The organism is Streptomyces rapamycinicus NRRL 5491, assembly GCF_024298965.1.
GTDB lineage: Bacteria > Actinomycetota > Actinomycetes > Streptomycetales > Streptomycetaceae > Streptomyces > Streptomyces rapamycinicus.
Window position 1 is genome coordinate 5,381,444 of record NZ_CP085193.1, and the last position, 24,171, is coordinate 5,405,614.

Here is a 24,171-nt window from a genome sequence, read left to right on the forward strand (position 1 = left end):
CGCAGACGGGAAAATGGCACCTGACCTGCGGATACAGGCATGACGCAGACGGCAACCTCTGCGTCATCCTGCGTCATCTGCGTCACCCGATGACGCAGCCCATGACACGCAGATGACGCACCCCCTGGTCGCTGCGTCACACAAAACCGCAGGTCAAAAGCGCCAATGACGCTGATGACGCAATGACGCAGAAATCCGCGCTTCGGACAGACGCGCCCCCTGGAAGGCCCAAAGACCCCGCCATCAGAGCGAAGGAGTCGAACGCGTGGCACGCGACGACAAGCTCAAGCTCCCCGACGTCCTCAAAGAGATCAAGATGAGCCGCGCCGCCTTCTACCGCATGCGCGCCCGCGGCAAGGCTCCGAAGCTCATCAAGCTCCCGAACGGCCACCTTCGCGTCCGTCGTAGCGACCTCGACGCGTGGTGGCGAGACCTCGACTCCCCCGCTTACTGATCCACACCCGAAGGGGACCGGCCGCGCCGCGGTCGGTCCCCTTCTGCATGGAAGGAACCACGTGGCGCACACGTTCAATGTCCGCATCTGGGCCGTACGACAGCGGAAGGACCTGCGGCGGACCACAGCGGAACTCCGCTGGAAGGTCGGCAATACCCCCCACTCCGAGAGCTTTGCCACCAAGACTCAGGCCGACGGCCGCCGGGCCGAACTTCTCATGGCCGTCAACAAGGGTGAGGCGTTTGACGAGGTCACCGGCCTGCCACTGTCCGAGCTACGGAAGCTCAACGATGTGAGCTGGTACCAGCACGCACGCGACTACATCGAGATGAAATGGCCAGCCGCCCCCGCCAAGACGCGCACCACCCTGGCCGAAGCCATGGCGAGCGCCACCCCGGCCCTGGTCACCACCCGTCGCGGAATGCCCGACGCGCGGGAACTCCGCCGGGCCCTCTACAGCTGGGCGTTCAACATGAACCGCTGGAAGGAGGACCCGCCCACGGACGTGGAACGCATTCTCACGTGGGTGGAACGGAACACGGTGCCCGTGAGCGCGCTGGATGACCCCCTGCTCCTGCGGAAGGTGCTCACCGCGTTCACGCTGCGCCTCGACGGCGAGCACGCCGCAGCGTCCGTGATCCGCCGCAAGCGCGCGATCTTCCATAACGCCCTGGGCTTCGCCGTGGAGGCACGGCGGCTCACCACAAACCCGCTCCCCCAGGTGCAGTGGACCATCCCGGATTCGGTGGAGCAGGTGGACCCCGGGGCCGTGGTGAACCCCCGGCAGGCGCGCCGCCTGCTTGACGCCGTCGCCGAGCAGGGCGACCGGGGTAAGCATCTCCGGGCGTTCTTCGGCTGTCTCTACCACGCGGGCATGCGCCCCGGTGAGGCCGTGTGGCTACGGCGCGCGAACTGCGACCTTCCCGCCACGGGCTGGGGGACGCTGCGCCTCGACGGCTCCCGGCCGCGTGTCGGGAGTTCCTGGACGGACTCCGGGACCGCACACGACGAGCGCGGGCTGAAGCGGCGCCCGAGGAAGGAGGTGCGATCGGTTCCGATCCCGCCGGACCTGGTGACGATGCTGCGGGATCACCTGGTGATGTATGGCACGGCCCCCGACGGTCGGCTGTTCCAGACCGCCCGGGGTGGTCTTGTGCAGGAGAGCGGCTATGGGGAGGTCTGGGCGCGGGCCCGCAAGCAGGTGCTCACGGCGGAGCAGCAGGCTTCGGCACTGGCCGCCCGCCCCTACGACCTGCGTCACGCGTGCGTGTCCCTCTGGCTGAACTCTGGAGTGGACCCCATGGAGGTCGCGCGCCGCGCCGGCCACACCGTGGCCGTCCTGCTGAAGGTCTACGCGAAGTGCCTCGACGGAGCGACCACCATGGCGAACGCTCGCATCGACAAGGCACTGAAGACCTGGAAGTGATCGGAATCTCCGTCCCACAGATGTCCCACACGCGCTGGTCAACACGCGAAATCGAGTGAGACAGTCTGGGATATTCCCCACCATTCCGGGCGTGAGCCCCGTCCGCAAACGCGAACGGCCCCCGGCTGCGTTTCCGCAGCTCAGGGGCCGTTTCCCACGTGTGGCGGCGCCAGGATTCGAACCTGGGTAGGCTAAGCCGACGGATTTACAGTCCGCTCCCATTGGCCACTCGGGCACACCGCCTGGGATGTGGCCAGGCGCCCCGCTCTCGCGGTGCTGCTCCCTGGCAACGACGTAAACAATACCTGATGTGCGGGGGTGCTTCGCCACCCGGTTGATCGCCGCTCGGTCATGGCCGAGATCGCTAGGCTGGCCGGAGCGGTCCGCTGGGCCGTGCCACTGACGGATCTACGTACGAGGAGCCAACTCAAGATGGCCGACTCCAGTTTCGACATCGTCTCGAAGGTCGAGCGGCAGGAGGTCGACAACGCTCTGAACCAGGCGAGCCGCGAGATCTCCCAGCGTTACGACTTCAAGAACGTCGGCGCCTCCATCGCGTGGTCGGGCGAGCGGATCGAGATGCGAGCCAACTCCGAGGAGCGGGTCAAGGCGATCCTCGACGTCTTCCAGTCCAAGCTGGTGAAGCGCGGGATCTCGCTGAAGGCCCTGGACGCGGGCGAGCCGCAGGCGTCGGGCAAGGAGTACAAGATCTTCGCCTCGCTGCAGGAGGGGATCTCGCAGGAGAACGCGAAGAAGGTCGCCAAGATCATCCGCGACGAGGGGCCCAAGGGCGTCAAGGCGCAGGTGCAGGGCGAAGAGCTGCGGGTGACCTCCAAGAGCCGGGACGACCTTCAGACCGTGATCGCCCTGATCAAGGGCAAGGACCTCGACTTCGCGGTGCAGTTCGTCAACTACCGGTAGGCGGCGGCCGGACCGGTGCGGCAGGGGCGGCGCGGCATGGCCGTGCCGCCCCTGGTGTGGTCGGCGTCCCGGTGCTGTCGGTGTGCCCGGTCAGCGGTGGGCGAAGGGCTGGTCGGTGGGGACGATTTCGTGGCCCAGGGGGGCCAGGGAGATCGGGATCAGCTTGAAGTTGGCCAGCCCCAGGGGGATGCCGATGATCGTGACGCAGAGGGCGACGCCGGTGATGAGGTGGCCGAGCGCCAGCCACCAGCCCGCGAGGACGAGCCAGAGGACATTGCCGACGCAGGAGGGGGCTCCGGCGTCGTGGCGGGGGACGGCGGTGCGGCCGAAGGGCCACAGGGCGAAGCCCGCGATGCGCCAGGAGCCGATCGCGAAGGGGATGCCGATGATCGTGACGAAGAGCAGGACCCCGGCGAGGAGATAGAGGATCGCCATCCAGATGCCGGAGAGGACCAGCCAGATCAGGTTCAGGAGCGTTTTCACGGTCGGCGGCCTCCTGCCATCTGTTCGAGGCGGGCGATGCGCTCCCGCATGGGCGGGTGGGTGGAGAAGAGCTTTGCCATGCCCTCACCGGCGCGGAAAGGGTTGGCGATCATCAGGTGGCTGGCGGTCTCCAGACGGGGCTCGGGCGGCAGCGGAAGCTGCTTGGTGCCCGCTTCCAGCTTGCGCAGGGCGCTGGCGAGGGCCAGGGGGTCGCCGGTGAGCTGGGCGCCGGAGGCATCCGCCTCGTACTCGCGGGAGCGGCTCACGGCGAGCTGGATGATGGAGGCCGCGAGCGGGCCGAGGAGCATGATCAGCAGCATGCCGAGGAAGCCGGGGCCATCGTCGTCGTCGGACCGGCCCATGGGGATCAGCCAGGCGAAGTTCACCAGGAACATGACGACGCTGGCGAGCGCGCCCGCGATCGAGGAGATCAGGATGTCGCGGTTGTAGACATGGCTGAGCTCATGGCCGATGACCCCGCGCAGCTCGCGCTCGTCCAGCAGCCGCAGAATGCCGTCGGTGCAGCACACCGCCGCGTTACGCGGGTTGCGGCCGGTGGCGAAGGCGTTGGGGGCCTCGGTCGGGGAGATGTAGAGCCGGGGCATCGGCTGGCGCGCGGCCGTGGAGAGCTCGCGCACTATCCGGTACAGCCCTGGCGCCTCGAACTCGCTGACGGGGCGGGCGCGCATCGCGCGCAGGGCCAGCTTGTCACTGTTCCAGTAGGCGTACGCGTTGGTCCCGAGTGCGACGATCACCGCGATGATCAGTCCGGTACGGCCGAAGAGGCTGCCGATGACGATGATGAGCGCGGACAGACCACCGAGGAGTACGGCGGTCTTCAGCCCGTTGTGCCGGCGGTGCACGGTGTGCCCTCCCGATGTGCCGCAGGGGAACCCTTTGCCTGGTGTCTCCACCTTCCAGTGGACCCTCCTGAAAAAGTCAACGCCAGGCGAAGGGCACCAGTTCCCTTGTGCACATGGGCGCGGACCCGGAGGGCCCGCGCGGGTGCTTACAGCAGGGCGCTCGAGGCGAATCGCAGTACGAGTTGCGGGGCGCAGATGCCGGCGGCCGCGGCGAGGTCTAGGGGGGCCGTAAGACGGGCGCGGCGCGCGGCGGACCGGGCGCACGGGCCCGCAGGTGGACGGTGCCCGCGGGGACGGTTGCGCGGTACGCGGTTACAGCAGGGCGCTCGAGGCGAATCGCAGTACGAGTTGCGGGGCGCCGGAGAGGGCGATGCCGGCGGCCGCGGTGAGGGCGATGGCGGCCGTAAGGGGGACGGCGCGGGGGCGGGTGACGGCCGCTCCGGCGGCGGGCACGGGCTCCGTCTCCGCGGCGGGCTCCGAGGTGCGGAAGAGCACCGTCGTCCACTGGAGGTAGTAGTACAGCGCCATCACCACGTTCAGCGCCATCACCACCGCGAGCCAGCCCAGCCCCGCGTCCACCGCCGCCGAGAAGACGGTCACCTTGGCGAAGAGGCCGATGACGCCCGGGGGCAGCCCGGCCAGGCACAGCAGGAAGAAGCCAAGGGCCAGGGCGGCGGCCGGGCGGGCCGCGTACAGGCCGCGGTAGTCGGTGAGCCGGTTGGCCGGGCTCGTACGGGCCACCAGGGCGGCCACGGCGAAGGCGCCGAGGTTCACGACCGCATACATCAGGGCGTACGCGACCGTGGAGCCGATGGCGCGGGACGCGTCCTGGTCGGAGTCGGCGTAACCGGCGGCGGCGATCGGGACCAGCAGATAGCCCGCCTGGGCGACGGAGGACCACGCGAGCAGCCGTACGGCGCTGAAGGAGCGCTCCGGGCGCTGGCGCAGCGCCGCGGCGTTCCCCGCGGTCATGGTGAGGGCGGCCAGGACCGCGACGGCCGGGCCCCACACATCGGCGTAGGAGGGGAAGGCGAGGACGGTCACCAGGATGAGGCCGGAGAACCCGACCGCCTTACCGACAACGGACAGATACGCCGCGACGGGCACCGGCGCGCCGGCATAGGTGTCGGGCACCCAGAAGTGGAAGGGCACGGCGGCGGTCTTGAACGCGAAGCCGACCAGCGTGAGCACGACGCCCGCCTGGGCGAGCGTGTCCAGCCGCGGGTCGACATGGGTGAGGGCGTCGGCGATCCGGGACAGGTGGAGGCTGCCGGTGGCGGCGTAGACGAAGCTGACGCCGAGCAGCATCACGGCGGTCGCGGTGACCGAGGAGAGGAAGAACTTGAGCGCGGCCTCGGAGGAGAGGCGGTCGCCGCGGCGCAGGCCCACGAGGGCGAAGGCCGGGAGCGAGGCCACTTCGAGGGCGATGACCAGGGTGGCCAGATCGCGGGAGGCGGGCAGCAGGGCGGCCCCTGAGGCGGAGGACAGCAGCAGGAACCAGAACTCGCCCGCGGGGAGTTTGAGATCGTCGAGAGAGCTGAAGGACAGCAGCGCGGTGAGCAGCGCCCCGCCGAGCACCAGGAACTGGATGACGAGCGCGAACGTGTCGGCCGTGTAGCTGCACGCGTGGGCGCCGGTGGTCAGGCAGAAGGTGGAGCGGTCGCCGTCCAGCAGCGGCAGCAGGGCGAGCGCGGCCAGGGCCAGTCCCGCTATCGCTCCCCAGCCCAGCAGGTGCTTCCTGCGCTCGGGCAGGAAGAGGTCCGCGACGAGGACGGCGAGGGCGGCCAGGGCGGCGATGGTGGGCGGTGCGACGGCGAGCCAGTCGACGGACTGGACGAGGCTCGTGGCGAGGCTCGAGGCGTTCGGAGTCATCGGGTGCCTCCCGCGAGGAGCTGCTGCACGGCCGGGTCGGTGAGGCCGAGGAGGGCCGCGGGCCACAGTCCGGCGAGGACGGTGAGGGCCACCAGGGGGCTCCAGGCGGCGAATTCATGGCCGTGGACGTCGGCCAGGGCGGGCCGGTCGGCCTCGGTCCCGGTGCCGGGCTCGACCGGATGGTCGCCCATGCAGACGCGCCGTACGACGATGAGCATGTAGGCGGCGGTGAGCAGGGTGCCGAAGGCTGCGAGCGCCATATAGGTGAGATACGCCGGGCGGCTGAGCCCGTCTGCGGGGTCGAAGGCGCCGAACATGGCGAGCATCTCGCCCCAGAACCCGGCGAGTCCGGGCAGCCCCAGGGAGGCCACGGCGCCGAAGGCGAGCAGCCCGCCGAGGCGCGGCGCCCTGCCGTAGAGGGCGGCTCCGCTGGTGCCCGAGAGCTGGTCGAGGTCGGTGGTGCCGGAGCGGTCCTTGAGGGCGCCGACGAGGAAGAAGAGCAGTCCGGTGATCAGGCCGTGGGCGATGTTGGCGAAGAGCGCGCCGTTCACGCCGGTGGGGGTGAGGGTCGCGATGCCCAGCAGCACGAAGCCCATATGGCCGACGGAGGAGAAGGCGATCAGCCGCTTGAGGTCGCCCTTGGCGCCGGTGCGGGCCAAGGCGAGGCAGGCGAGGGATCCGTAGATGATGCCGACCACGGCGAACGCGGCGAGGTAGGGCGCGTAGGTGTGGGCCGCGTCGGGGGTCATCGGCAGCACGATGCGGACGAGGCCGTACGTGCCCATCTTGAGCAGCACGCCCGCCAGCAGCACCGAGCCCACGGTGGGCGCGGCGGTGTGGGCGTCCGGGAGCCAGCTGTGCAGCGGCCACATCGGGGCCTTGACGGCGAGTCCGACGATGATGGCGAGGGCCGCGATGAGCTGGGTGGTGTGGCTGAGCTTCCCGCCGCCCGCGCCGGAGGCGCTATCAGACGCAGTGGTGGCGAGTGCCACCATGTCGAAGGTGCCGCCCTTGAGCCCGACGAGGAGGAGGCCGAGCAGCATGACGACGGAGCCGAGCAGCGTGTAGAGGATGAACCGCCAGGCGGCGCGCTCGCGTTCGGCGCCTCCCCACCGGTTGATGAGGAAGTACATCGGGATGAGGACCATCTCGAACGCCAGGAAGAACAGCATCAGGTCCAGCACCGCGAAGCTGGCCAGGGTGCCGGACTCCAGGAGGAGCAGCAGCGCCACGAAGGCTTTGGGGGACGGCCCGGAGGGCCGGTTGAAGTAGGCGTAGAGCGCGCTGAGGAAGGTCAGCAGCGCGGTCAGCACGAGCAGCGGCAGCGAGACGCCGTCCACGCCGAGGTGGATGCGGATGTCCAGGGCCGGGATCCAGCCGATGTCGGTCTGGGCCTGCATCCTGGCCGGGTGGTCGTGGTCGAATCCGGCGGCCAGGGCGATGGCGGCGGCGAGCACCACGCCGGTGACGGTCACGCCGTGGCGCATGACGGCCTGGTCGGGTCCGCGGCCGCGCAGCCCGGGCGGGGCCGGGAGCAGGGCGGCGACGGAGCCGAGCAGGGGGAGCACGACCAGGGCGGCGAGGAGGAGTTGCTGGACGATGTGGTTCACGGGTCAGGCTCCCGCTGCGACGAGGACGGCGGCCACGGCCAGGACGAGGGAGCCCGCGAGCAGCGCGCCGAGGTAGGTCTGCACATTGCCGGTCTGGGCGCGGCGGACGGCCGCGCCGAGCAGCCGGGGCGCACCGCCCGCGCCGCGTACGTACGTCTCCACGACCTCGCGGTCGAGGAAGTGGACGAGCCGGGCGGCGGCCCGCACGGGCCGGACGAACAGCGCGCTGTAGAGGGCGTCGAGGTGGAAGCCGACGGCCGCGTGGCGGTGCAGCGGGCCCAGGAGCAGCCGCCCGGGGTCGGCGGGGTCGCTGGCGCCCGCGATGGAGCCGTAGGCGGCCTCGTGGGTGGCGATGGCCTCGGCCTCGGAGACGGCGTCGGCGGCCTCGGGGTGGGCGGCCACCGCGCCGAGCGGGACCCGGCGGGCCCGCGCCGAGCTGTGCCGCCAGGCGCCGTACATGACGAGGGCGCCGCCGAGGGCCAGCCCGGTGCCGAGGACGGAGGTGGTGAGGGTCGGGGTGAGGGACTCGCCGTCGAACCAGTCGGGCAGCCTGCCGTAGGCGAGGCCGAGGGCGGCCGTGGGGAGGAACAGCACCCAGAGGACGACGTTCATGGCCACCGGCTGCTTGCCGTGGTCGGGGACGGGCTCGCCCTGGCCGCGGAAGGCGAGCAGCCACAGCCGGGCCGCGTATCCGGCGGTCAGGAGCGCGGTGAGCAGCCCGGCGAGGAGCACGGTCCAGCCGACGCCCTCCGGGACGCCGGAGGTGTGGCCGGTGGCGGCGTGCTCGGCCGCGCCGAGGACGGCCTCCTTGGAGAAGAAGCCCGCGAAGGGCGGGATGGCGGCGAGCGCGAGCAGCGCGACCGTCATCGTCCAGAAGGCGTCGGGGATGCGCCGGGCGAGGCCGCTCATCCGGGACATGGCGGCCAGGGAGTTGCTGCCGGCGGCGTGGATCACCACGCCCGCGCCGAGGAACAGCAGCGCCTTGAACGCGCCGTGGGTGATGAGGTGGAAGACGGCGGCGCCGCGGTCGTCGACGGCCAGCGCGCCCGTCATATAGCCGAGTTGGCCGACGGTCGAATAGGCGAGGACGCGTTTGATGTCGTCCTGGGCGAGCGCGGCGAGCGCCGAGCCGACCATCGTCACGGCCGCCATGGCGGCCAGTACGGCGAGCGCGGCGGCGGATGAGGCGAAGACGGGCAGCAGCCGGGCCACCACATAGACACCGGCGGCGACCATGGTGGCCGCGTGGATCAGCGCGGAGACCGGGGTGGGACCGGCCATCGCGTCCGGCAGCCAGGTGTGCAGCGGGAACTGCGCTGACTTGCCCGCGACCCCGGCGAGCAGCAGCAGCGCGATCAGGGTGGGGTGGTCCAGCGGCACCCCGGCGGTCCCGGAGGTCAGCCGGGTGTGGATCTCGCTGATGCGGAACGTGCCGGTGTCCCCCGCGAGCGCGAAGATGCCGATCAGGAACGGGACGTCGCCGAGCTTGGTGACCAGGAACGCCTTCAGGGACGCCGAGCGCGCGGCCGCGGTCTCCCAGTAGTGGCCCACCAGGAAGTACGAGCAGATGCCCATGATCTCCCAGCCGACCAGCAGCACGATCAGGTCGTCGGAGTAGACGACGAGGAGCATCGCGGCGGTGAAGAGGGAGACGAGCGCGGCGTAGGAGGGGTAGCGGGGGTCGTCGCGCAGATAGCCGGTCGAGTAGATCTGCACACAGCAGGCGACGACGGCGACGAGGACCGCGACCAGGGCGGCGAAGCCGTCGACCTGGAGGGCCAGGTCGACGGGGACCGAGCCGGTGTCGGCGAGCCGGGTCGCGGCGGTGAGCGGGGCCGTGCCGCCGCCCTGCCGCACGGCGACGAGCACGGCGAGCCCGGCCGCGGCGAGGGTCGGCAGCACCGCGAGGGGGCGGACGAAACCGGGGGCCCGGCGGCCCAGCAGGAGCCCGGCGACGGCGCCGAGGAACGGCAGGACGGGGACGAGAACGGCGGCGGTCGTGGTCGTCACGCGGTCTGCCTCCGGGCGCGTCGTGCCTGGTCGGCGTCGTTGTCAGTGGGGGCTGCGATGCTGTCGTCCATCGGGTCCTGGCCGGCCGACGGGGGGTCGGCCAGGTCCCGCAGCCGGTCGACGTCGGAGGTGCCGCGGTTGCGATACACGAGCAGGACGATGGCGAGGCCGATGCCGATCTCGGCGGCGGCGATGGCGATGGTGAAGAGGGTCAGCGCCTGGCCCGCGTGCAGGGTGTCGCGGAGCCAGACGTCGAAGGCGACGAGGTTGAGGTTGACGGCGTTGAGCATCAGCTCGACCGACATCAGCATCAGGATCGCGTTGCGGCGGGCGAGGACGCCGTACAGACCGGTGCAGAAGAGGAGGACGGCGAGCACGGCGGGGTAGGCGAGGTGCATCAGCGCTTCTCCTTGCCGTGGCCGGCGCGTGGGCCACTTTCGTGGCCGACACCTGGGCCGCTTTCCTGGCCGCTCTTGCGGGACAGGACGATCGCGCCCACGAGCGCGGCGAGGAGCAGCACGGACAGCGCCTCGAACGGCAGCACCCAGTGGCGGAAGAGGCTTTCGCCGGAGACGGCGGTGGAGCCCTGCACGCCCTTGTCCAGCTCGATCCAGGTGGTCCGGAAGGCATCCACGACCACCCACACCAGGACGCCCGCGGCGGCCACGGCCACCGCGAGCGCGGCCGGGCGGTTGCCCGAATCGGCGTCCGGGGAGCGGCCGATGGGCGCCTTGGTGAGCATCAGCCCGAAGAGGAGGAGGACGACGACGGAACCGACGTAGATCAGCACCTGCACCCAGGCGATGAACTCCGCCGTGAGCAGGAGGTACTCCACGGCGAGGCCGCCGAGCGCCACCACCAGCCACAGGGCGGCGTGCACCAGCTGTTTGGTGGTGACGGTGACGACGGCCGCGCCGAAGGTCGCGATGCCCACCAGCAGGAAGGCGATCTCGACTCCGGTCGGCGACAGGAACCCGTGGCCGGTGGCGGCCAAGTGGACCACAGGGCTCACGAGGCGGCTCCGTTCCCGTCGGTTCCGCCGGATCCGCCGGTCCCGTCGGTTCCGCCGGATCCGTGCTCGGCCTCCGCCTGCGCGGCCTCGGCGGCCTGCGCGGCCTCGGCGGCGGCGAGCTTGTCGGCGGCCTTACGGGCGGCGGCGAGCTCCTTGGGCTCCTCCGCGCGCGGGTCGAGCGCGGGCGGCGCGGGCACCGTCCACATCCACTCGCGGAGCTTGTCCCGCTCATGGGTGAGATCGCGGATGTCCTCCTCCGCGTACTCGAACTCCGGCGACCAGAACAGCGCGTCGAAAGGACACACCTCGATGCAGATACCGCAGTACATGCACAGCGCGAAGTCGATGGCGAACCGGTCCAGCACATTGCGGCTGCGCTCGCGCCCGCCCGGGGCGGCCGGGGGCACGGTCTCCTTGTGCGAGTCGATATAGATGCACCAGTCCGGGCATTCGCGGGCGCACAGCATGCAGACCGTGCAGTTCTCCTCGAACAGCCCGATCACCCCGCGGGTGCGGGGCGGCAGCTCGGGCTGCGCGTCCGGATACTGCGCGGTGTGCGACTTCCGGGTCATCGTGCGAAGGGTGACGGCCAGGCCCTTGGCCAGACCGGATCCGGGGATGCCCATCAGGAGATCACCACCTTGACGACGCCGGTGAGGGCGATCTGGGCCAGTGAGAGCGGAATGAGGCAGGTCCAGGCGAACCGCTGAAGCTGGTCCTCGCGCAGCCGCGGATAGCTGACCCGCAGCCAGATCACGACGAAGGCGAGGACGCCCGTCTTCAGCAACGTCCACAGCCAGCCGAGGCCGTCGGCGGACGGACCGTGCCAGCCACCGAGGAAGAGGACGGTGGTCAGCCCGCACAGGACGACGATGCCCGCGTACTCGGCGAGCAGGAAGAGCGCGAACCGCAGGCCCGTGTACTCGGTGTACGCACCGAAGATGATCTCGGAGTCGGCGATCGGCGCGTCGAACGGCGGACGCTGGAGCTCGGCGAGCCCGGCGGTGAAGAACACCACCCCGCCGACGATCTGCCACGGCACCCACCACCACTCGAACGCGTCGAGGATGCCGGGCAGCGAGACCGTGCCCGCCGCCATCGCCACGGAGGCGGCGGTGAGCAGCATCGGCAGCTCGTACGCCATGAGCTGGGCGGCCGTGCGCAGGCCGCCGAGCAGGGAGAACTTGTTCGCCGAGGCCCAGCCCGCCATCAGCGAACCCAGCACCCCGACGCCCATCACGGCGAGCACGAAGAAGATGCCCGCGTCCAGGACCTGGCCCACCGCGCCCTCGGCGGGGCCGATCGGGATCGCGACGAGGACGAGGAGATACGGCAACAGTGCGACGGCGGGCGCGAGCTGGAAGATCCGCCGGTCGGCCCCGGCCGGTACGATGTCTTCCTTCTGCGCGAACTTCACGCCGTCCGCGACCAGCTGGGCCCAGCCGTGGAAGCCGCCCGCGTACATCGGCCCGAGGCGGCCCTGCATATGGGCCATGACCTTGTGCTCGGTCTGCCCCACGACCAGGGGCAGCACGAGGAAGGCGAGCAGGAGGGCGAGCAGTCGCAGCGCGACGTCGAGGACGTCGTTCACGCGGTGCCTCCTGGCTGGTCGTGGGTGTCGTCGTCGGGGGTGGCCGGGGTGCCGGGGGCGTCCGGGGTGCCGGGCGCGGATTCGGGTTTCGCGCCGGGTCCGTCTCCGGCCGCCTCGGTCTCCGCTTCCGGTTCCGGTGCCCGCGGCTCACCCGGGGACTCGGCGCCCTCGCCCCGCGCGGGACGCGCATGGTGCCAGGGCGCGTCGGACGAGCGGCGCTGCGGCGCGGGACGCCGCGGGCGGGCCGGGGCTTCGGGCGCTGTCGGCTCGGCGGGGGCCGACGGCTCAGCGGCCGCGTCCGTGGCCGGGGCTCCGGCCGCGGCCTCCGCACCCGCCGGACGCTGACTCGCCGAGCCCTCGCCCGCGCTGCGGGAGCGCCGTACCGGAGGCTCGGCCGCCGGGGCGGGAGTGTCCCCCGCCGCGTCCGCCGTCTCCGCCGGGCGCTGGCTCGCGGAACCCTGGCTCGCACTACGGGAGCGCCGTGCTGGGCGCTCAGCCGCAGAGGCGGGAGCCTCCCCCGCCGTGTCCGCCGTCTCCACCGGGCGCTGGCTCGCCGAACCCTGGCTCGCACTGCGCGCACGCCGGGCGGGGCGCTCGGCCGCCGGGGTCTGGTCCTCCGCAGCCTCCGCAGCCGCATCCGCCGGGCGCTGGCTCGCCGAGCCCGCCGTCGCGCTGCGGGTGCGGCGGGCGGGGCGCTCGCCCGCGGCGGCGCCCGCCGCACGGGCACCGCGCGCCGGGCGGGCCGGGGCAGGGGGCAGCTGGCCCTTGAGCGGGCCCCACTCGTTGGGGTCGGGGACGCCCGGCGGCAGCATCTGCCGCCGCTTGGGGCCGCCGTGTCCGGACTCCCCCGGCTCCTTCGCGCCCGGCCATGCCTTGACGACCCGGGCCGCCAGTACGAAGTCCTTGCGCAGCGGATGCCCCTCGAAGCCGTCGGGGAGCAGCAGCGGTGCGAGCCCGGGGTGGCCGGGGAAGCCGATGCCGAACATCTCGTGGGTCTCGCGCTCATGCCAGGCGGCCCCGGCGTAGACGCCGGTCGCGGTCGGCAGCGCGGGGGCCTCGTGCGGCACGGTCGTGCGCACCAGCAGACCGCGCACCGCGAGTCCGGCCCCGGGCCCGGGCCCGGGCGTGGCCCCGGGGGCTCCCAGGGCGACGACGCGCGCGGCCACCCGGAAGCCGGTGCCCGGCTCGTCGACCGCGCTCAGCCAGTCGAAGTAGGTGCAGCCGAGGGTGTCGCGGGCCGTCTCCAGCGCCGCGATCCAGGAGTCGGTGGGCACGTCGACGGTCAGCAGGCCGTACGCCTCCTCCGCCGTGGCACCCACGCCGAACAGCTCGGCGGCGGAACGCGGCAGCCAGCCCACGGGCGGCGCGGCCTCAGCCGCGGGCTCCACCTCGGAGACCTCGGGGACGTCGGCCTCCGTGACCTCCGCCGCGCCGCTCCGCCCCGCCGTCTCGCTCGGCCCCGCCGTCTCGTTCCTCGGCTCGTTGGCCTCGTTGCGCTCGGTCATCGGGTGTCTTCCCGTCCCGGAGGCGTGACCAGCCCGCTGCGCAGCGCGGCCGCCGACGGACGGCCCGCGGCCGTAGACGCGGCGCCGGGCCCGGAATTTCCGTAGCGCTCGCCCAGCGACTCGCGGGCGATCTTCTCCTGGAGCTTGAGGATGCCCTGGAGCAGCGCCTCGGGCCGGGGCGGGCAGCCGGGGACGTAGACGTCGACGGGGATGATCTGGTCGACGCCCTTGGTCACGGCGTACGAGTCCCAGTAGGGGCCGCCGCAGTTCGAGCAGGCTCCGAAGGAGATCACGTACTTCGGCTCCGGCATCTGCTCGTACAGCCGCTTCACCGCGGGCGCCATCTTGTCCGTGACCGTGCCGGAGACGACCATCAGGTCGGCCTGGCGCGGCCCCGGCGCGAAGGGGATCACGCCGAGCCGGATGAAGTCGTGGCGGGCCATCGACGCCGCGATGAATTCGATCGCGCAGCAGGCGAGCCCGAAGTTGAAGACCCACAGGCTGTAGCGGCGGCCCCAGTTCAGGACCACCTTCATCGGCTCGGGGGCCAGCCGGGCCAGCGTGCCGAGGCGGCGCGGCTCCGGCAGGTCCACCGGGGCGGGCGCGGGGGCCGGCGGCCCGGAGGCCGTCGTCGGCGTCGGGTTGGGTGTCACGTCCACTCCAGGACGCCCTTCTTCCATGCGTACAGCAGACCTACGGCGAGGAACCCGAGGAAGACGAACATCTCCACCAGCGTGGCGGCCCCGAAGCCGGGCGCCGCGAAGACCGTCGCCCACGGGAACAAGAAGATCGAGTCCACGGCGAAAATCACATACAGAAAAGCGTAGACGTAGTAGCGGACCTGGGTGTGGGCCCAGCCCTCGCCCACGGGGTCCACTCCGCACTCGTAGGTCAGCAGCTTCTCGGGGGTGGGCACGACGGGCCGCAGCAGCCGTCCGGCCCCGAAGGCCACGGCGACGAAGATCACGCCGATCGCCGCCAGCAGTCCGACCACCGTATAGCCGTGGAAGTAGTCGGCCGCGAGCTGGACGCTGGTGACGCTGGTGGTGCGTACGGTCGTCGCCTCCGGCACGTCCGCCCCTCGCTCCCTGGTCTCGTGGTGCTTGTCCGCTCCTCGTCGACCTCGCGTGTTCGACGATCCGTACGGACGGGAAGTCTAGGCCCTGCCGCCACCCGGCCGGGCGGCCCGTCCGCCATGCGGTGGGGGTAGCCCCATGGCGGAGCCCCCGTGGGGCCGGGCAGTCTTGCTGTCATGACCTCCAGTTCCCCCGTCGTCGGGCCCGTCGAGGGCCCCGACGGCCCCGACGGCGGCGGCCGTGGCGGCCGTGGCCGCGCCGAAGAGCGGCTGCCGCGCCCGCCCGCGTTCGCCTTTCCCACGCAGACCTGGAAGGAGATCGCGTATCTCCTGGCCAATCTGCTGGTGGGCATCGTGTGCTTCGTCTTCACCCTGGTCTGGCTGGCTGTGGGCCTGGGACTGGCCGTCACGGTGGTGGGCCTGCCCCTGCTGGCCCTGGGGCTGCGGTTCAGCCGGCTGCTCGGCCGGTTCGAGCGCAACCGCGCCAGGGCGCTGCTCTCGGTGCGCATCGATGAGCCCAGCCCCCTGCCGTACCAGCCGGACAGCGGCTTCCTCGGCAGGCTGTGGACGAGTCTGCGGGACCCGGTCGGCTGGCGGGCCACGCTGTACGCCCTGATCCGGCTGCCGTGGTCGGTGGTCACCTTCGCGACCACCCTGACCTCGCTGTTCGCCGCCTGGCCGGTGCTGCCGTGGATCGCCCGGGGGCTGACGCATGTGGACCGGGCGATGGTGCGCGGGCTGCTGTTCCCCTCCGACGAGCTGGAGCGGCGGATCGCCGAGCTGGAGTCGGACCGGGGCACGGTGGTGGACACCGCCGCCGCCGATCTGCGCCGGATCGAACGCGACCTCCACGACGGCGCCCAGGCCCGGCTGGTCGCCCTCGCCATGGGGCTCGGTCTGGCGAAGGAGAAGCTGGAGGAGGACCCGGAGGCCGCCGCGAAGATGGTCGACGAGGCCCACGGCGAGGTGAAGCTCGCCCTCCAGGAACTGCGCGACCTCGCCCGCGGCATCCACCCGGCCATCCTCACCGACCGCGGTCTCGGCCCCGCCCTCTCCGCGCTCTCGGCCCGCTGCACCGTGCCCGTGAAGGTGTCGGTCGAGCTGCCCGAACGCCCGGCACCGGCCATCGAGGGCATCGCCTACTTCACCGTCTCCGAACTGCTGCAGAACATCAGCAAGCACAGTGGCGCCCGGACCGCCGAGGTCGAGCTGTGGCGCACCGAGGACCGGCTGCTGATCCAGGTGCGGGACGACGGGCGCGGCGGGGCGTCCACCGACGGGGGCACGGGGCTCGCGGGCCTGGCGGAGCGACTGGGCTCGGTGGACGGGCTGTTCGTGGTGGACTCGCCGTCCGGTGGGCCGACCGCCGTGACCGCCGAGCTGCCCTGGCGCCACCGGACCGGGTCGGCGGCGGGCGCGGCGGTGGCACGGTCCGGGCGAAGGGCCTGACCCCTGACCTCACCCCTTGAGGTCCTGCCCCCTCGAGGTCCTGACCGCACCCCTCGGGGTAGGGCTAACCCCCCGGTGAAGAGGCCGACCCACCCGATGGCCGGGCCAGGCCCGCTCCGGGACTCTTGGGGATACGCAGAAGCGCGACCGATCAGGCCCCCGGAGGACGGACGAGACGATGGCCACCGCATACCGCCCCTACGAGCCGGGGACCGAGCCCCGTGGCCAGCTGGTGCCCGCAGTGCTGAAGGCGCCGTTCCAGGGCCGCGTGTGGCGTGAGTTCCTCTATGTCCTGATCAGCCTGCCGATGGCCATCCTCACCTTCGTCTACACGGTCACGATGATCGCGCTCGGCGCCGGGCTGCTGATCACCTTCCTCGGCGTCCCGGTGCTCGGCGCCGCCCTCGCGGGCTGCCGGGCGCTCGGCGTCGTCGAGCGGGCCCGCGCCCGGGCGCTGCTGGGGCTGGAGGTGGCCGAGCCCGAGCCGGTGCTCGGCCGGAGGGGCGGCCGCGGGGGCAGGCGCGGACCGGTCGCCTGGGTGGGCGCGCTGCTCAGGAGCGGCACCTCCTGGCGGCATGTGATCTACGCGCTGATCCATCTGCCGTGGGCGGTGCTCTCCTTCGGCTTCGCGGTGGCGTTCACCTTCTACGGCTGGGGCTTCGCGACCTATCCGCTGTGGCGCTGGGTCTTCCCCCGGTACCTGGACGAGCCGGGCCTGGAGCTCTTCGGGGATGACGAGCGCGGACGCCACTTCTATCTGGACACCCCGTTCGAGGTCGGCGCGGCCTGTGCCGCCGGGGTGCTGGTGCTGCTGCTGACCCCGTGGATCATGCGGGCGCTGACCTCGGTCGACCGGATCATGGTGACCGGGCTGCTCGGCCCGTCCCGGCTGGCGAGCCGGGTCTGGGAGCTGGAGTCGGACCGGGGGACGGTGGTGGACACCGCCTCCGCCGATCTGCGCCGGATCGAACGCGACCTCCACGACGGCGCCCAGGCCCGGCTGGTCGCCCTCGCCATGGATCTGGGCCTGGCGAAGGAGAAGCTGGAGGAGGACCCGGAGGCCGCCGCCAAGATGGTCGACGAGGCCCACGGCGAGGTGAAGCTCGCCCTCCAGGAACTGCGCGACCTCGCCCGCGGCATCCACCCCGCCATCCTCACCGACCGCGGCCTCGACCCCGCCCTCTCCGCGCTCGCCGCCCGCTGCACCGTCCCGGTGAAGGCGACCGTGGACCTTCCGCAGCGGCCCGCGCCCGCGATCGAGGGCATCGTCTACTTCACCGTCTCCGAGCTGCTGCAGAACATCAGCAAGCACAGCGGGGCCCGTACCGCCGAGGTCGACGTCTGGCGCACCGAGGACCGGCTGCTGATCCAGATCACGGACGACGGGCGGGGCGGGGCCGACACCTCCACCGGTTCGGGTCTCGCCGGACTGGCCGAGCGGATCGACGCGGTGGACGGAGTCCTCGTGGTCCACTCCCCGGCGGGCGGCCCGACCACGGTGACCGCCGAGCTCCCCTGGCGCTGAGGCACACGACCTCGGCCTGACGGCGCACGACTCTGGCGCCGGCGGCGTACGACCCTGGCACCGATGACGCACGACCCTGGCGCCGGCGGCGCACACCCCTCCACTTGTACGCGGCCCGTACGCGGCCGGTTCTGCGCGACGCGAGCGGCCGAACCCTGGGATGCTGGTCCCGACGAACCGAGCGAAACGGGGGCCGAGCATCGTGGCGGACAGAGTACGGGTGGTCATCGCCGAGGATTCGGTGCTGCTGCGGGAGGGGCTGACCCGGCTGCTGACCGACCGGGGCCATGACGTGGTCGCGGGCGTCGGGGACGCGGAAGCGCTGATCAAGTCGGTGCGGGAGCTGGCCGACGAGGGCGCGCCACCGGATGTGGTGGTGGCCGACGTCCGGATGCCGCCCACGCACACCGACGAGGGGGTCCGGGCGGCCGTCCGGCTGCGCCGCGACCACCCTGGCCTGGCGGTGCTGGTCCTGTCGCAGTACGTGGAGGAGCAGTACGCCACCGAGTTGCTCGCCGGGAGCAGCCGGGGCGTGGGCTATCTGCTCAAGGACCGGGTGGCCGAGGTGCGCGAGTTCGTGGACGCGGTGGTGCGGGTCGCCCGGGGCGGCACGGCGCTCGACCCGGAGGTGGTCGCCCAGCTGCTGGGCCGCAGCCGCAAGCAGGATGTGCTGGCCGGGCTCACCCCGAGGGAGCGGGAGGTCCTGGGGCTGATGGCGGAGGGCCGTACCAATTCGGCCATCGCCCGGCAGCTCGTGGTGAGCGACGGCGCGGTCGAGAAGCATGTGAGCAACATCTTCCTGAAGCTCGGCCTGTCGCCGAGTGACGGGGATCACCGTCGGGTGCTCGCCGTCCTCACCTATCTCAATTCCTGAGACTCTCAATTCCTGAAAGCAGACTCCCGCGCGCCAATGCGGGGCCAAAGGCTGAACGGGGGATCAGCGGAAATGACAGCACGGGGGGAGGGACACGTCGTGCCAAACCAGGACATATATGGTTCTTCTTTCGGCGTCCACCATGTGATCCGGCCAAGGAAGGCCACCCTTACCGACGTACGATGGTCGTGGGACAACAACCGGTCGGCACCGACTGTCCAGGAGCGCCGCCTCAAGGGAGGTCCGAAGCAGTGACCAGCCAGGTCAGCAGCCCGGCCGAGCAGGCCGAACCAGCCGATCAGCAGGGCGGGCAGACGCCCGCCGGGGGACAGCGATCAGCAGACGGTGGCAAGGAGGTCCGCCGTCTGGACCGGGTGATCATCCGGTTCGCGGGGGACTCCGGTGACGGTATGCAGCTCACCGGTGACCGGTTCACCTCGGAGACGGCGTCGTTCGGAAACGACCTGTCGACCCTGCCGAACTTCCCGGCGGAGATCCGCGCCCCCGCCGGCACCCTGCCCGGAGTGTCGAGCTTCCAGCTCCACTTCGCCGATCACGACATCCTCACACCGGGTGACGCGCCGAACGTACTGGTGGCGATGAACCCGGCCGCGCTGAAGGCCAACCTCCCCGATGTGCCGCGCGGGGCGGAAATCATCGTCAACACCGACGAGTTCACCAAGCGCCCCATGGCCAAGGTCGGCTACGACCAAAGCCCTCTGGAGGACGGCTCACTGGACGGCTACCGCGTCCACCCGGTGCCGCTCACCACGCTGACCATCGAGGCGCTGAAGGAATTCGGGCTCTCCCGCAAGGAGGCCGAGCGCAGCAAGAACATGTTCGCGCTCGGGCTGCTGTCGTGGATGTACCACCGGCCGACCGAGAACACCGAGAAGTTCCTGCGCCAGAAGTTCGCCAAGAAGCCGCAGATCGCCGAGGCGAACGTGGCCGCCTTCCGGGCGGGCTGGAACTTCGGCGAGACCACCGAGGACTTCGCGGTCTCCTACGAGGTCGCCCCGGCCACCACCGCGTTCCCCACCGGCACCTACCGGAACATCTCCGGGAACCTGGCGCTGTCGTACGGGCTGATCGCGGCCTCCCGCCAGGCGGACCTGCCGCTGTTCCTGGGGTCGTACCCGATCACCCCGGCCTCGGACATCCTGCACGAGCTGTCCAAGCACAAGAACTTCGGCGTGCGCAGCTTCCAGGCCGAGGACGAGATCGCCGGGATCGGCGCCGCGCTGGGCGCGGCCTTCGGCGGCTCCCTCGCCGTGACCACCACCTCCGGCCCCGGTGTCGCGCTGAAGTCGGAGACCATCGGGCTCGCGGTGTCGCTGGAACTGCCGCTGCTGGTGATCGACATCCAGCGCGGCGGCCCCTCCACCGGACTGCCCACCAAGACCGAGCAGGCGGACCTGCTGCAGGCCATGTACGGGCGCAACGGCGAGGCCCCGGTGCCGATCGTGGCCCCGAAGACCCCGGCCGACTGCTTCGACGCCGCGATCGACGCCGCCCGGATCGCCCTGGCCTACCGCACCCCGGTGTTCCTGCTGTCGGACGGCTATCTGGCCAACGGCTCGGAGCCCTGGCGGGTGCCGGACGTCGACGAGCTGCCCGACCTTCGCGTCCAGTTCGCGGCCGGCCCCAACCACACACTCGCCGACGGCACCGAGGTCTTCTGGCCGTACAAGCGCGACCCGGAGACCCTGGCCCGCCCCTGGGCCGTGCCCGGAACGCCCGGTCTGGAGCACCGGATCGGCGGCATCGAGAAGCAGGACGGCACGGGGAACATCTCCTACGACCCGGCCAACCACGACCATATGGTCCGCATCCGCCAGGCCAAGGTGGACGGCATCGCGGTGCCGGACATCGAGGTGGACGACCCGACCGGCGACGCCCGCACCCTGGTCCTGGGGTGGGGTTCCACCTACGGCCCGATCACCGCGGCGGTGCGCCGCGTCCGCACCGCGGGCGACCGGATCGCCCAGGCCCATCTGCGCCATCTCAACCCCTTCCCGGCCAACCTCGGCAAGGTGCTGGAGGGTTACGAGAAGGTCGTGGTGCCGGAGATGAACCTGGGTCAGCTGGCGACGCTGCTGCGCGCCCGCTATCTGGTCGACACCCGCTCCTTCACCCAGGTCCGCGGGCTGCCCTTCAAGGCCGAACAGCTCGCCACCGCCCTCAAGGAGGCCATCGATGACTGACACCATCGCCGAGGGCGCGGCATCGGCTCGGCACGCGCTCTCCCTGGTGCCCAAGAGCGACACCAAGCAGACGATGAAGGACTTCAAGTCCGACCAGGAGGTCCGCTGGTGCCCCGGCTGCGGTGACTACGCGATCCTCGCCGCCGTCCAGGGCTTCATGCCCGAACTGGGCCTGGCGAAGGAGAACATCGTCTTCGTCTCCGGCATCGGCTGCTCCTCGCGCTTCCCGTACTACATGAACACCTACGGGATGCACTCCATCCACGGCCGCGCCCCGGCCATCGCCACCGGCCTGGCCGCCTCCCGCCGCGATCTGTCGGTGTGGGTCGTCACCGGTGACGGCGACGCGCTGTCGATCGGCGGCAACCACCTGATCCACGCGCTGCGCCGCAATGTGAACTTGAAGATCCTGCTCTTCAACAACCGCATCTACGGCCTGACCAAGGGTCAGTACAGCCCCACCTCCGAGGTCGGCAAGATCACCAAGTCGACCCCGATGGGCTCCCTGGACGCGCCGTTCAACCCGTTGTCGCTCGCGCTCGGCGCCGAGGCGGGCTTCGTGGCCCGTACCGTCGACTCCGACCGCAAGCACCTGACCGAGGTGCTGCGGCAGGCGGCGGCCCATCCGGGCACCGCGCTGGTGGAGATCTACCAGAACTGCAACATCTTCAACGACGGCGCCTTCGAGGCCCTGAAGGACAAGGATCAGGCGCAGGAGGCCGTGATCCGGCTGGAGCACGGGCAGCCGATCCGCTTCGGTGCGGACCAGTCCAAGGGCGTCGTCCGAGACCAGCGCACCGGCGACCTCGAAGTGGTCACCGTCACCGCCGAGAACGAGCACCAGGTGCTGGTGCACGACGCCCACGCGGCCTCGCCCACCACGGCGTTCGCACTGACCCGGCTCGCCGACGCCGACACCCTCCACCACACCCCCATCGGGGTGCTGCGCGATGTGGATCGCCCGGTCTACGACACCCAGATGTCCGACCAGCTCGACAACGCCGTGGAGCTCAAGGGCAAGGGCGACCTCGGCGCGCTGCTCGCGGGCGGCGACACCTGGACCGTCGTCGGCTGACCCCCGTAAGGCGCCCAGCGGGCGCGTTCGTACATACGGGCACAGGCGGGTGCCCGGCCGGAGCGTCTGACCGCGCCCCGGCCGGGCACCCGCTCTGCTATCCGCATGGCCGACACCGCCGCCCCGCTCCAGCCGCCCGACCGCCCCGGCTACCGCCTCAAGCGGCTGCTGCTCGGCCCGCCCCTGGTCACCGAGCGGATCCGGCGCGAGAAGCTGAGCAACCCGGCCGCGCTGGGCGTGCTGGCCTCCGACTGCATCTCCTCGACGGCGTACGGCAGCGAGGAGATGCTGCGGGTGCTGGTGCCGGTCATCGGGGTCGCGGCGTTCACCATGATCCTCCCGGTGACCGGGGCGATCCTGCTGGTGCTGCTGGTGGTCACGCTCTGCTACAGCGATGTGGTGATGATCTACACCCGGGCGGGCGGCTCGTATGTGGTGGCTCGGGAGAACTTCGGTCCGGACATCGCCCAGATCGCGTCCGTGGCGCTGCTGGTGGACTACATCGTCACCGTCGCGGTCCAGGTCTCGGCGGGCACCAACGCGATCATCTCGTTCGCCCATCTCGTCGGCGGCACCTGGACCGGTATCGACCATCTCCAACTGCCGCTCAGCGCCCTGGTGATCCTGATCCTCGCCTACGGCAATCTGCGTGGGCTGCGGGAAGCCGGGCGGGTCTTCATGGTGCCCGCCTACCTGTTCATCCTCGCCGTCGGCCTGATGCTGGTGGTCGGCGTGGTCCGCGGACTCACCGGGACGCTGCCGCACGCCGATGTGCACGCCGCGGGCGCCGTGCACCTCGGCACTCCGGGCAGCGGCTGGCTCTACGGCGCCGCGCTCTTCATCGTGCTGCGCTCGTTCGCCAACGGCGGCTCCTCGCTGACCGGTCTGGAGGCGATCTCCAACAGCGTCTCGGTCTTCCGCGACCCCAAGGGCCGCAACGCCCGCCGCACGCTGGTCACGATGAGCTGCGTCCTGGGCACGCTGGTCCTCGGGGTATCCGCCCTGGCCCACTTCACCCACGCCATCCCGTACCGGGACGGCACCCCGACCGTCCTCGCGCAGGAGGCCCATCTGGTCTTCGGCGGCGGGGTGCTGGGCGCCCTGGGGCTGGCGTTCGTCCAGCTGGCGACCGCGCTCATCCTCTACACGGGCGCCAACACGCCCTTCACCGGCTTCCCGTTCCTGGCCAGCTTCGTGGCCGAGGACCGCTTTCTGCCCCGGCAGCTGACCCGGCGCGGCCACCGGCTGGCCTTCTCCAACGGGATCGTGTCGCTGGCCGTGGTGGCGCTGGCGCTGCTGGTGGTCACCGAGGCCAATGTGGACCGGCTGGTGGCGCTGTACGCGATCGGGGTGTTCACCGCCTTCACCATGGCCGGGTCCGGGATGACGGCCTATCACCTGCGGCGCCGGGAGCCGGGGCGGACATGGAAGGTCGCGGTGAACCTCATCACCGCGGTGGTCTCCGCCGCCGTGGTGCTGATCTTCGGGATCACCAAGTTCACCGAGGGCGCCTGGCTGGTCGTGGTGGTCTTCCCGCTGGGGGTCTGGGCGCTGATCCGGATCAACCGCGAGTACCGCGCGGAGGCGGCCGCCCTGGAGGCGGTGGAGCGGCCCGGGGACGACGTTCCGCGCTGGCGGCGCCATGTGGTCTTCGTCCTGGCGGACAGCATCGACCTCGCGACGGTCAAGGCGCTGCGGTACGCGCATGAGCTGCGGCCCGACGAGGTCCGCGCGGTGCACTTCATGGTGGACGAGACCCACGCCCGGCGGCTGATGGCGCGGTGGGAGGCCACGGCGGGGGTGACGGTGCCGCTGGAGGTCGTGGAGTGCCCGGACCGGCGGCTGCGCCACGCGGTGATGGAGCTGGCGGCCCGTACCACCGAGGACGGGCGGACCGCGCTGACCCTGCTGGTGCCGCGCCGCACCTACGCCTCCCCGCTGGGCAAGCTGCTGCACCGGGGCACGGCGGAGTCGCTGGCCAAGGCGCTGGAGCGGCTGCCGGGGGTCGCGGTGACCATCCTGCCGTTCACCGTCAGCCTCGCGGCACGGGAGCGGGACCCGCGGGAGCCAGGGGAGCGGGGGCCCGGGGAGCGGGAGGCCCGGGAGCGAGGGCCCGGGGAGCGGCCCGACGCCGAATGAACACACTTACTTAACCGGAAGTACCTTTCTATTGGTTAGCGCTTCCCTTAAGGTGGGTGTGCCGATCCCGAACCAGGAGAGTC

21 protein-coding genes and 1 tRNA gene are annotated in these 24,171 nt (G+C 71.5%); 9 read left to right on the forward strand and 13 right to left on the reverse strand.

Translation table 11 applies throughout. The annotated features are described in order from the left end of the window. Positions 1–265: 265 nt before the first annotated feature. A complete protein-coding gene (locus LIV37_RS22120) occupies positions 266–454 on the forward strand; it encodes a helix-turn-helix transcriptional regulator (RefSeq protein ID WP_014054113.1) in 189 nt (62 codons plus the stop codon). A gap of 61 nt (positions 455–515) precedes the next feature. Beyond that, complete coding sequence (locus LIV37_RS22125) at positions 516–1,880, forward strand: tyrosine-type recombinase/integrase (protein ID WP_020869338.1); 1,365 nt, start codon at positions 516–518, stop codon at positions 1,878–1,880. 161 nt (positions 1,881–2,041) lie between these two features. Here LIV37_RS22125 and LIV37_RS22130 read toward each other — a convergent pair. Further along, positions 2,042–2,123, reverse strand: a tRNA-Tyr gene (locus LIV37_RS22130). Positions 2,124–2,312: 189 nt separating this feature from the next. Between LIV37_RS22130 and LIV37_RS22135 the strand changes: the two genes are divergently transcribed. Further along, entirely contained in the window at positions 2,313–2,801 is a 489-nt protein-coding gene (locus LIV37_RS22135) for a YajQ family cyclic di-GMP-binding protein (RefSeq protein ID WP_020869339.1), read from the forward strand. 90 nt (positions 2,802–2,891) lie between these two features. On the opposite strand, the gene LIV37_RS22140 is transcribed toward LIV37_RS22135, so the two are convergent. From LIV37_RS22140 to LIV37_RS22195, 12 genes are all read right to left on the reverse strand, one after another. Then, positions 2,892–3,284, reverse strand: a complete 393-nt coding sequence (locus LIV37_RS22140; RefSeq protein ID WP_020869340.1) for a YccF domain-containing protein — start codon at positions 3,282–3,284, stop codon at positions 2,892–2,894. Further along, positions 3,281–4,147, reverse strand: a complete 867-nt coding sequence (gene htpX, locus LIV37_RS22145; RefSeq protein WP_020869341.1) for a zinc metalloprotease HtpX — start codon at positions 4,145–4,147, stop codon at positions 3,281–3,283. Before htpX ends, LIV37_RS22140 begins: the two co-directional genes overlap by 4 nt. A gap of 312 nt (positions 4,148–4,459) precedes the next feature. Beyond that, on the reverse strand, positions 4,460–6,019 hold the full coding sequence (locus tag LIV37_RS22150; RefSeq protein WP_020869342.1) for an NADH-quinone oxidoreductase subunit N: 1,560 nt from the start codon (positions 6,017–6,019) through the stop codon (positions 4,460–4,462). Further along, complete coding sequence (locus LIV37_RS22155; RefSeq protein ID WP_020869343.1) at positions 6,016–7,629, reverse strand: complex I subunit 4 family protein; 1,614 nt, start codon at positions 7,627–7,629, stop codon at positions 6,016–6,018. Before LIV37_RS22155 ends, LIV37_RS22150 begins: the two co-directional genes overlap by 4 nt. A gap of 3 nt (positions 7,630–7,632) precedes the next feature. Continuing rightward, positions 7,633–9,639: an NADH-quinone oxidoreductase subunit 5 family protein gene (locus tag LIV37_RS22160; RefSeq protein WP_020869345.1), complete on the reverse strand. Its 2,007-nt coding sequence runs from the start codon at positions 9,637–9,639 to the stop codon at positions 7,633–7,635. Next, positions 9,636–10,037, reverse strand: a complete 402-nt coding sequence (gene nuoK, locus LIV37_RS22165) for an NADH-quinone oxidoreductase subunit NuoK (RefSeq protein WP_020869346.1) — start codon at positions 10,035–10,037, stop codon at positions 9,636–9,638. Before nuoK ends, LIV37_RS22160 begins: the two co-directional genes overlap by 4 nt. After that, positions 10,037–10,651 (reverse strand): NADH-quinone oxidoreductase subunit J family protein, encoded by a 615-nt coding sequence (locus LIV37_RS22170; protein WP_121824641.1) that lies wholly within the window; start codon positions 10,649–10,651, stop codon positions 10,037–10,039. The genes nuoK and LIV37_RS22170 overlap by 1 nt, the downstream gene beginning before the upstream one ends. Further along, positions 10,648–11,277: a NuoI/complex I 23 kDa subunit family protein gene (locus tag LIV37_RS22175; protein WP_020869348.1), complete on the reverse strand. Its 630-nt coding sequence runs from the start codon at positions 11,275–11,277 to the stop codon at positions 10,648–10,650. Before LIV37_RS22175 ends, LIV37_RS22170 begins: the two co-directional genes overlap by 4 nt. Further along, a complete protein-coding gene (locus tag LIV37_RS22180) occupies positions 11,277–12,242 on the reverse strand; it encodes a complex I subunit 1/NuoH family protein (protein WP_020869349.1) in 966 nt (321 codons plus the stop codon). Before LIV37_RS22180 ends, LIV37_RS22175 begins: the two co-directional genes overlap by 1 nt. Continuing rightward, the gene (locus LIV37_RS22185; RefSeq protein ID WP_121824640.1) at positions 12,239–13,747 is read right to left on the reverse strand and encodes an NADH-quinone oxidoreductase subunit C; all 1,509 of its coding nucleotides are present in this window, start codon (positions 13,745–13,747) and stop codon (positions 12,239–12,241) included. The genes LIV37_RS22180 and LIV37_RS22185 overlap by 4 nt, the downstream gene beginning before the upstream one ends. Continuing rightward, on the reverse strand, positions 13,744–14,427 hold the full coding sequence (locus LIV37_RS22190; RefSeq protein ID WP_214663041.1) for an NADH-quinone oxidoreductase subunit B: 684 nt from the start codon (positions 14,425–14,427) through the stop codon (positions 13,744–13,746). Before LIV37_RS22190 ends, LIV37_RS22185 begins: the two co-directional genes overlap by 4 nt. Beyond that, positions 14,397–14,819 (reverse strand): NADH-quinone oxidoreductase subunit A, encoded by a 423-nt coding sequence (locus LIV37_RS22195; protein ID WP_020869351.1) that lies wholly within the window; start codon positions 14,817–14,819, stop codon positions 14,397–14,399. The genes LIV37_RS22190 and LIV37_RS22195 overlap by 31 nt, the downstream gene beginning before the upstream one ends. Before the next feature lie 180 nt (positions 14,820–14,999). On the opposite strand from LIV37_RS22195, the gene LIV37_RS22200 reads away from it, so the two are divergent. From LIV37_RS22200 to LIV37_RS22225, 6 genes are all read left to right on the forward strand, one after another. Continuing rightward, positions 15,000–16,271 carry a sensor histidine kinase gene (locus LIV37_RS22200; protein WP_020869352.1) on the forward strand — a complete coding sequence of 424 codons (1,272 nt, stop codon included), beginning with the start codon at positions 15,000–15,002 and terminating at the stop codon, positions 16,269–16,271. Between the two features lie 178 nt (positions 16,272–16,449). After that, a complete protein-coding gene (locus LIV37_RS22205) occupies positions 16,450–17,796 on the forward strand; it encodes a sensor histidine kinase (protein WP_020869353.1) in 1,347 nt (448 codons plus the stop codon). Between the two features lie 160 nt (positions 17,797–17,956). Further along, positions 17,957–18,670 (forward strand): response regulator transcription factor, encoded by a 714-nt coding sequence (locus LIV37_RS22210; RefSeq protein ID WP_167525802.1) that lies wholly within the window; start codon positions 17,957–17,959, stop codon positions 18,668–18,670. A gap of 251 nt (positions 18,671–18,921) precedes the next feature. Next, the gene (locus LIV37_RS22215) at positions 18,922–20,874 is read left to right on the forward strand and encodes a 2-oxoacid:acceptor oxidoreductase subunit alpha (protein ID WP_020869355.1); all 1,953 of its coding nucleotides are present in this window, start codon (positions 18,922–18,924) and stop codon (positions 20,872–20,874) included. Then, a complete protein-coding gene (locus tag LIV37_RS22220; RefSeq protein WP_020869356.1) occupies positions 20,867–21,949 on the forward strand; it encodes a 2-oxoacid:ferredoxin oxidoreductase subunit beta in 1,083 nt (360 codons plus the stop codon). Before LIV37_RS22215 ends, LIV37_RS22220 begins: the two co-directional genes overlap by 8 nt. A gap of 105 nt (positions 21,950–22,054) precedes the next feature. Continuing rightward, complete coding sequence (locus LIV37_RS22225) at positions 22,055–24,088, forward strand: APC family permease (protein WP_020869357.1); 2,034 nt, start codon at positions 22,055–22,057, stop codon at positions 24,086–24,088. Positions 24,089–24,171 lie beyond the last annotated feature (83 nt).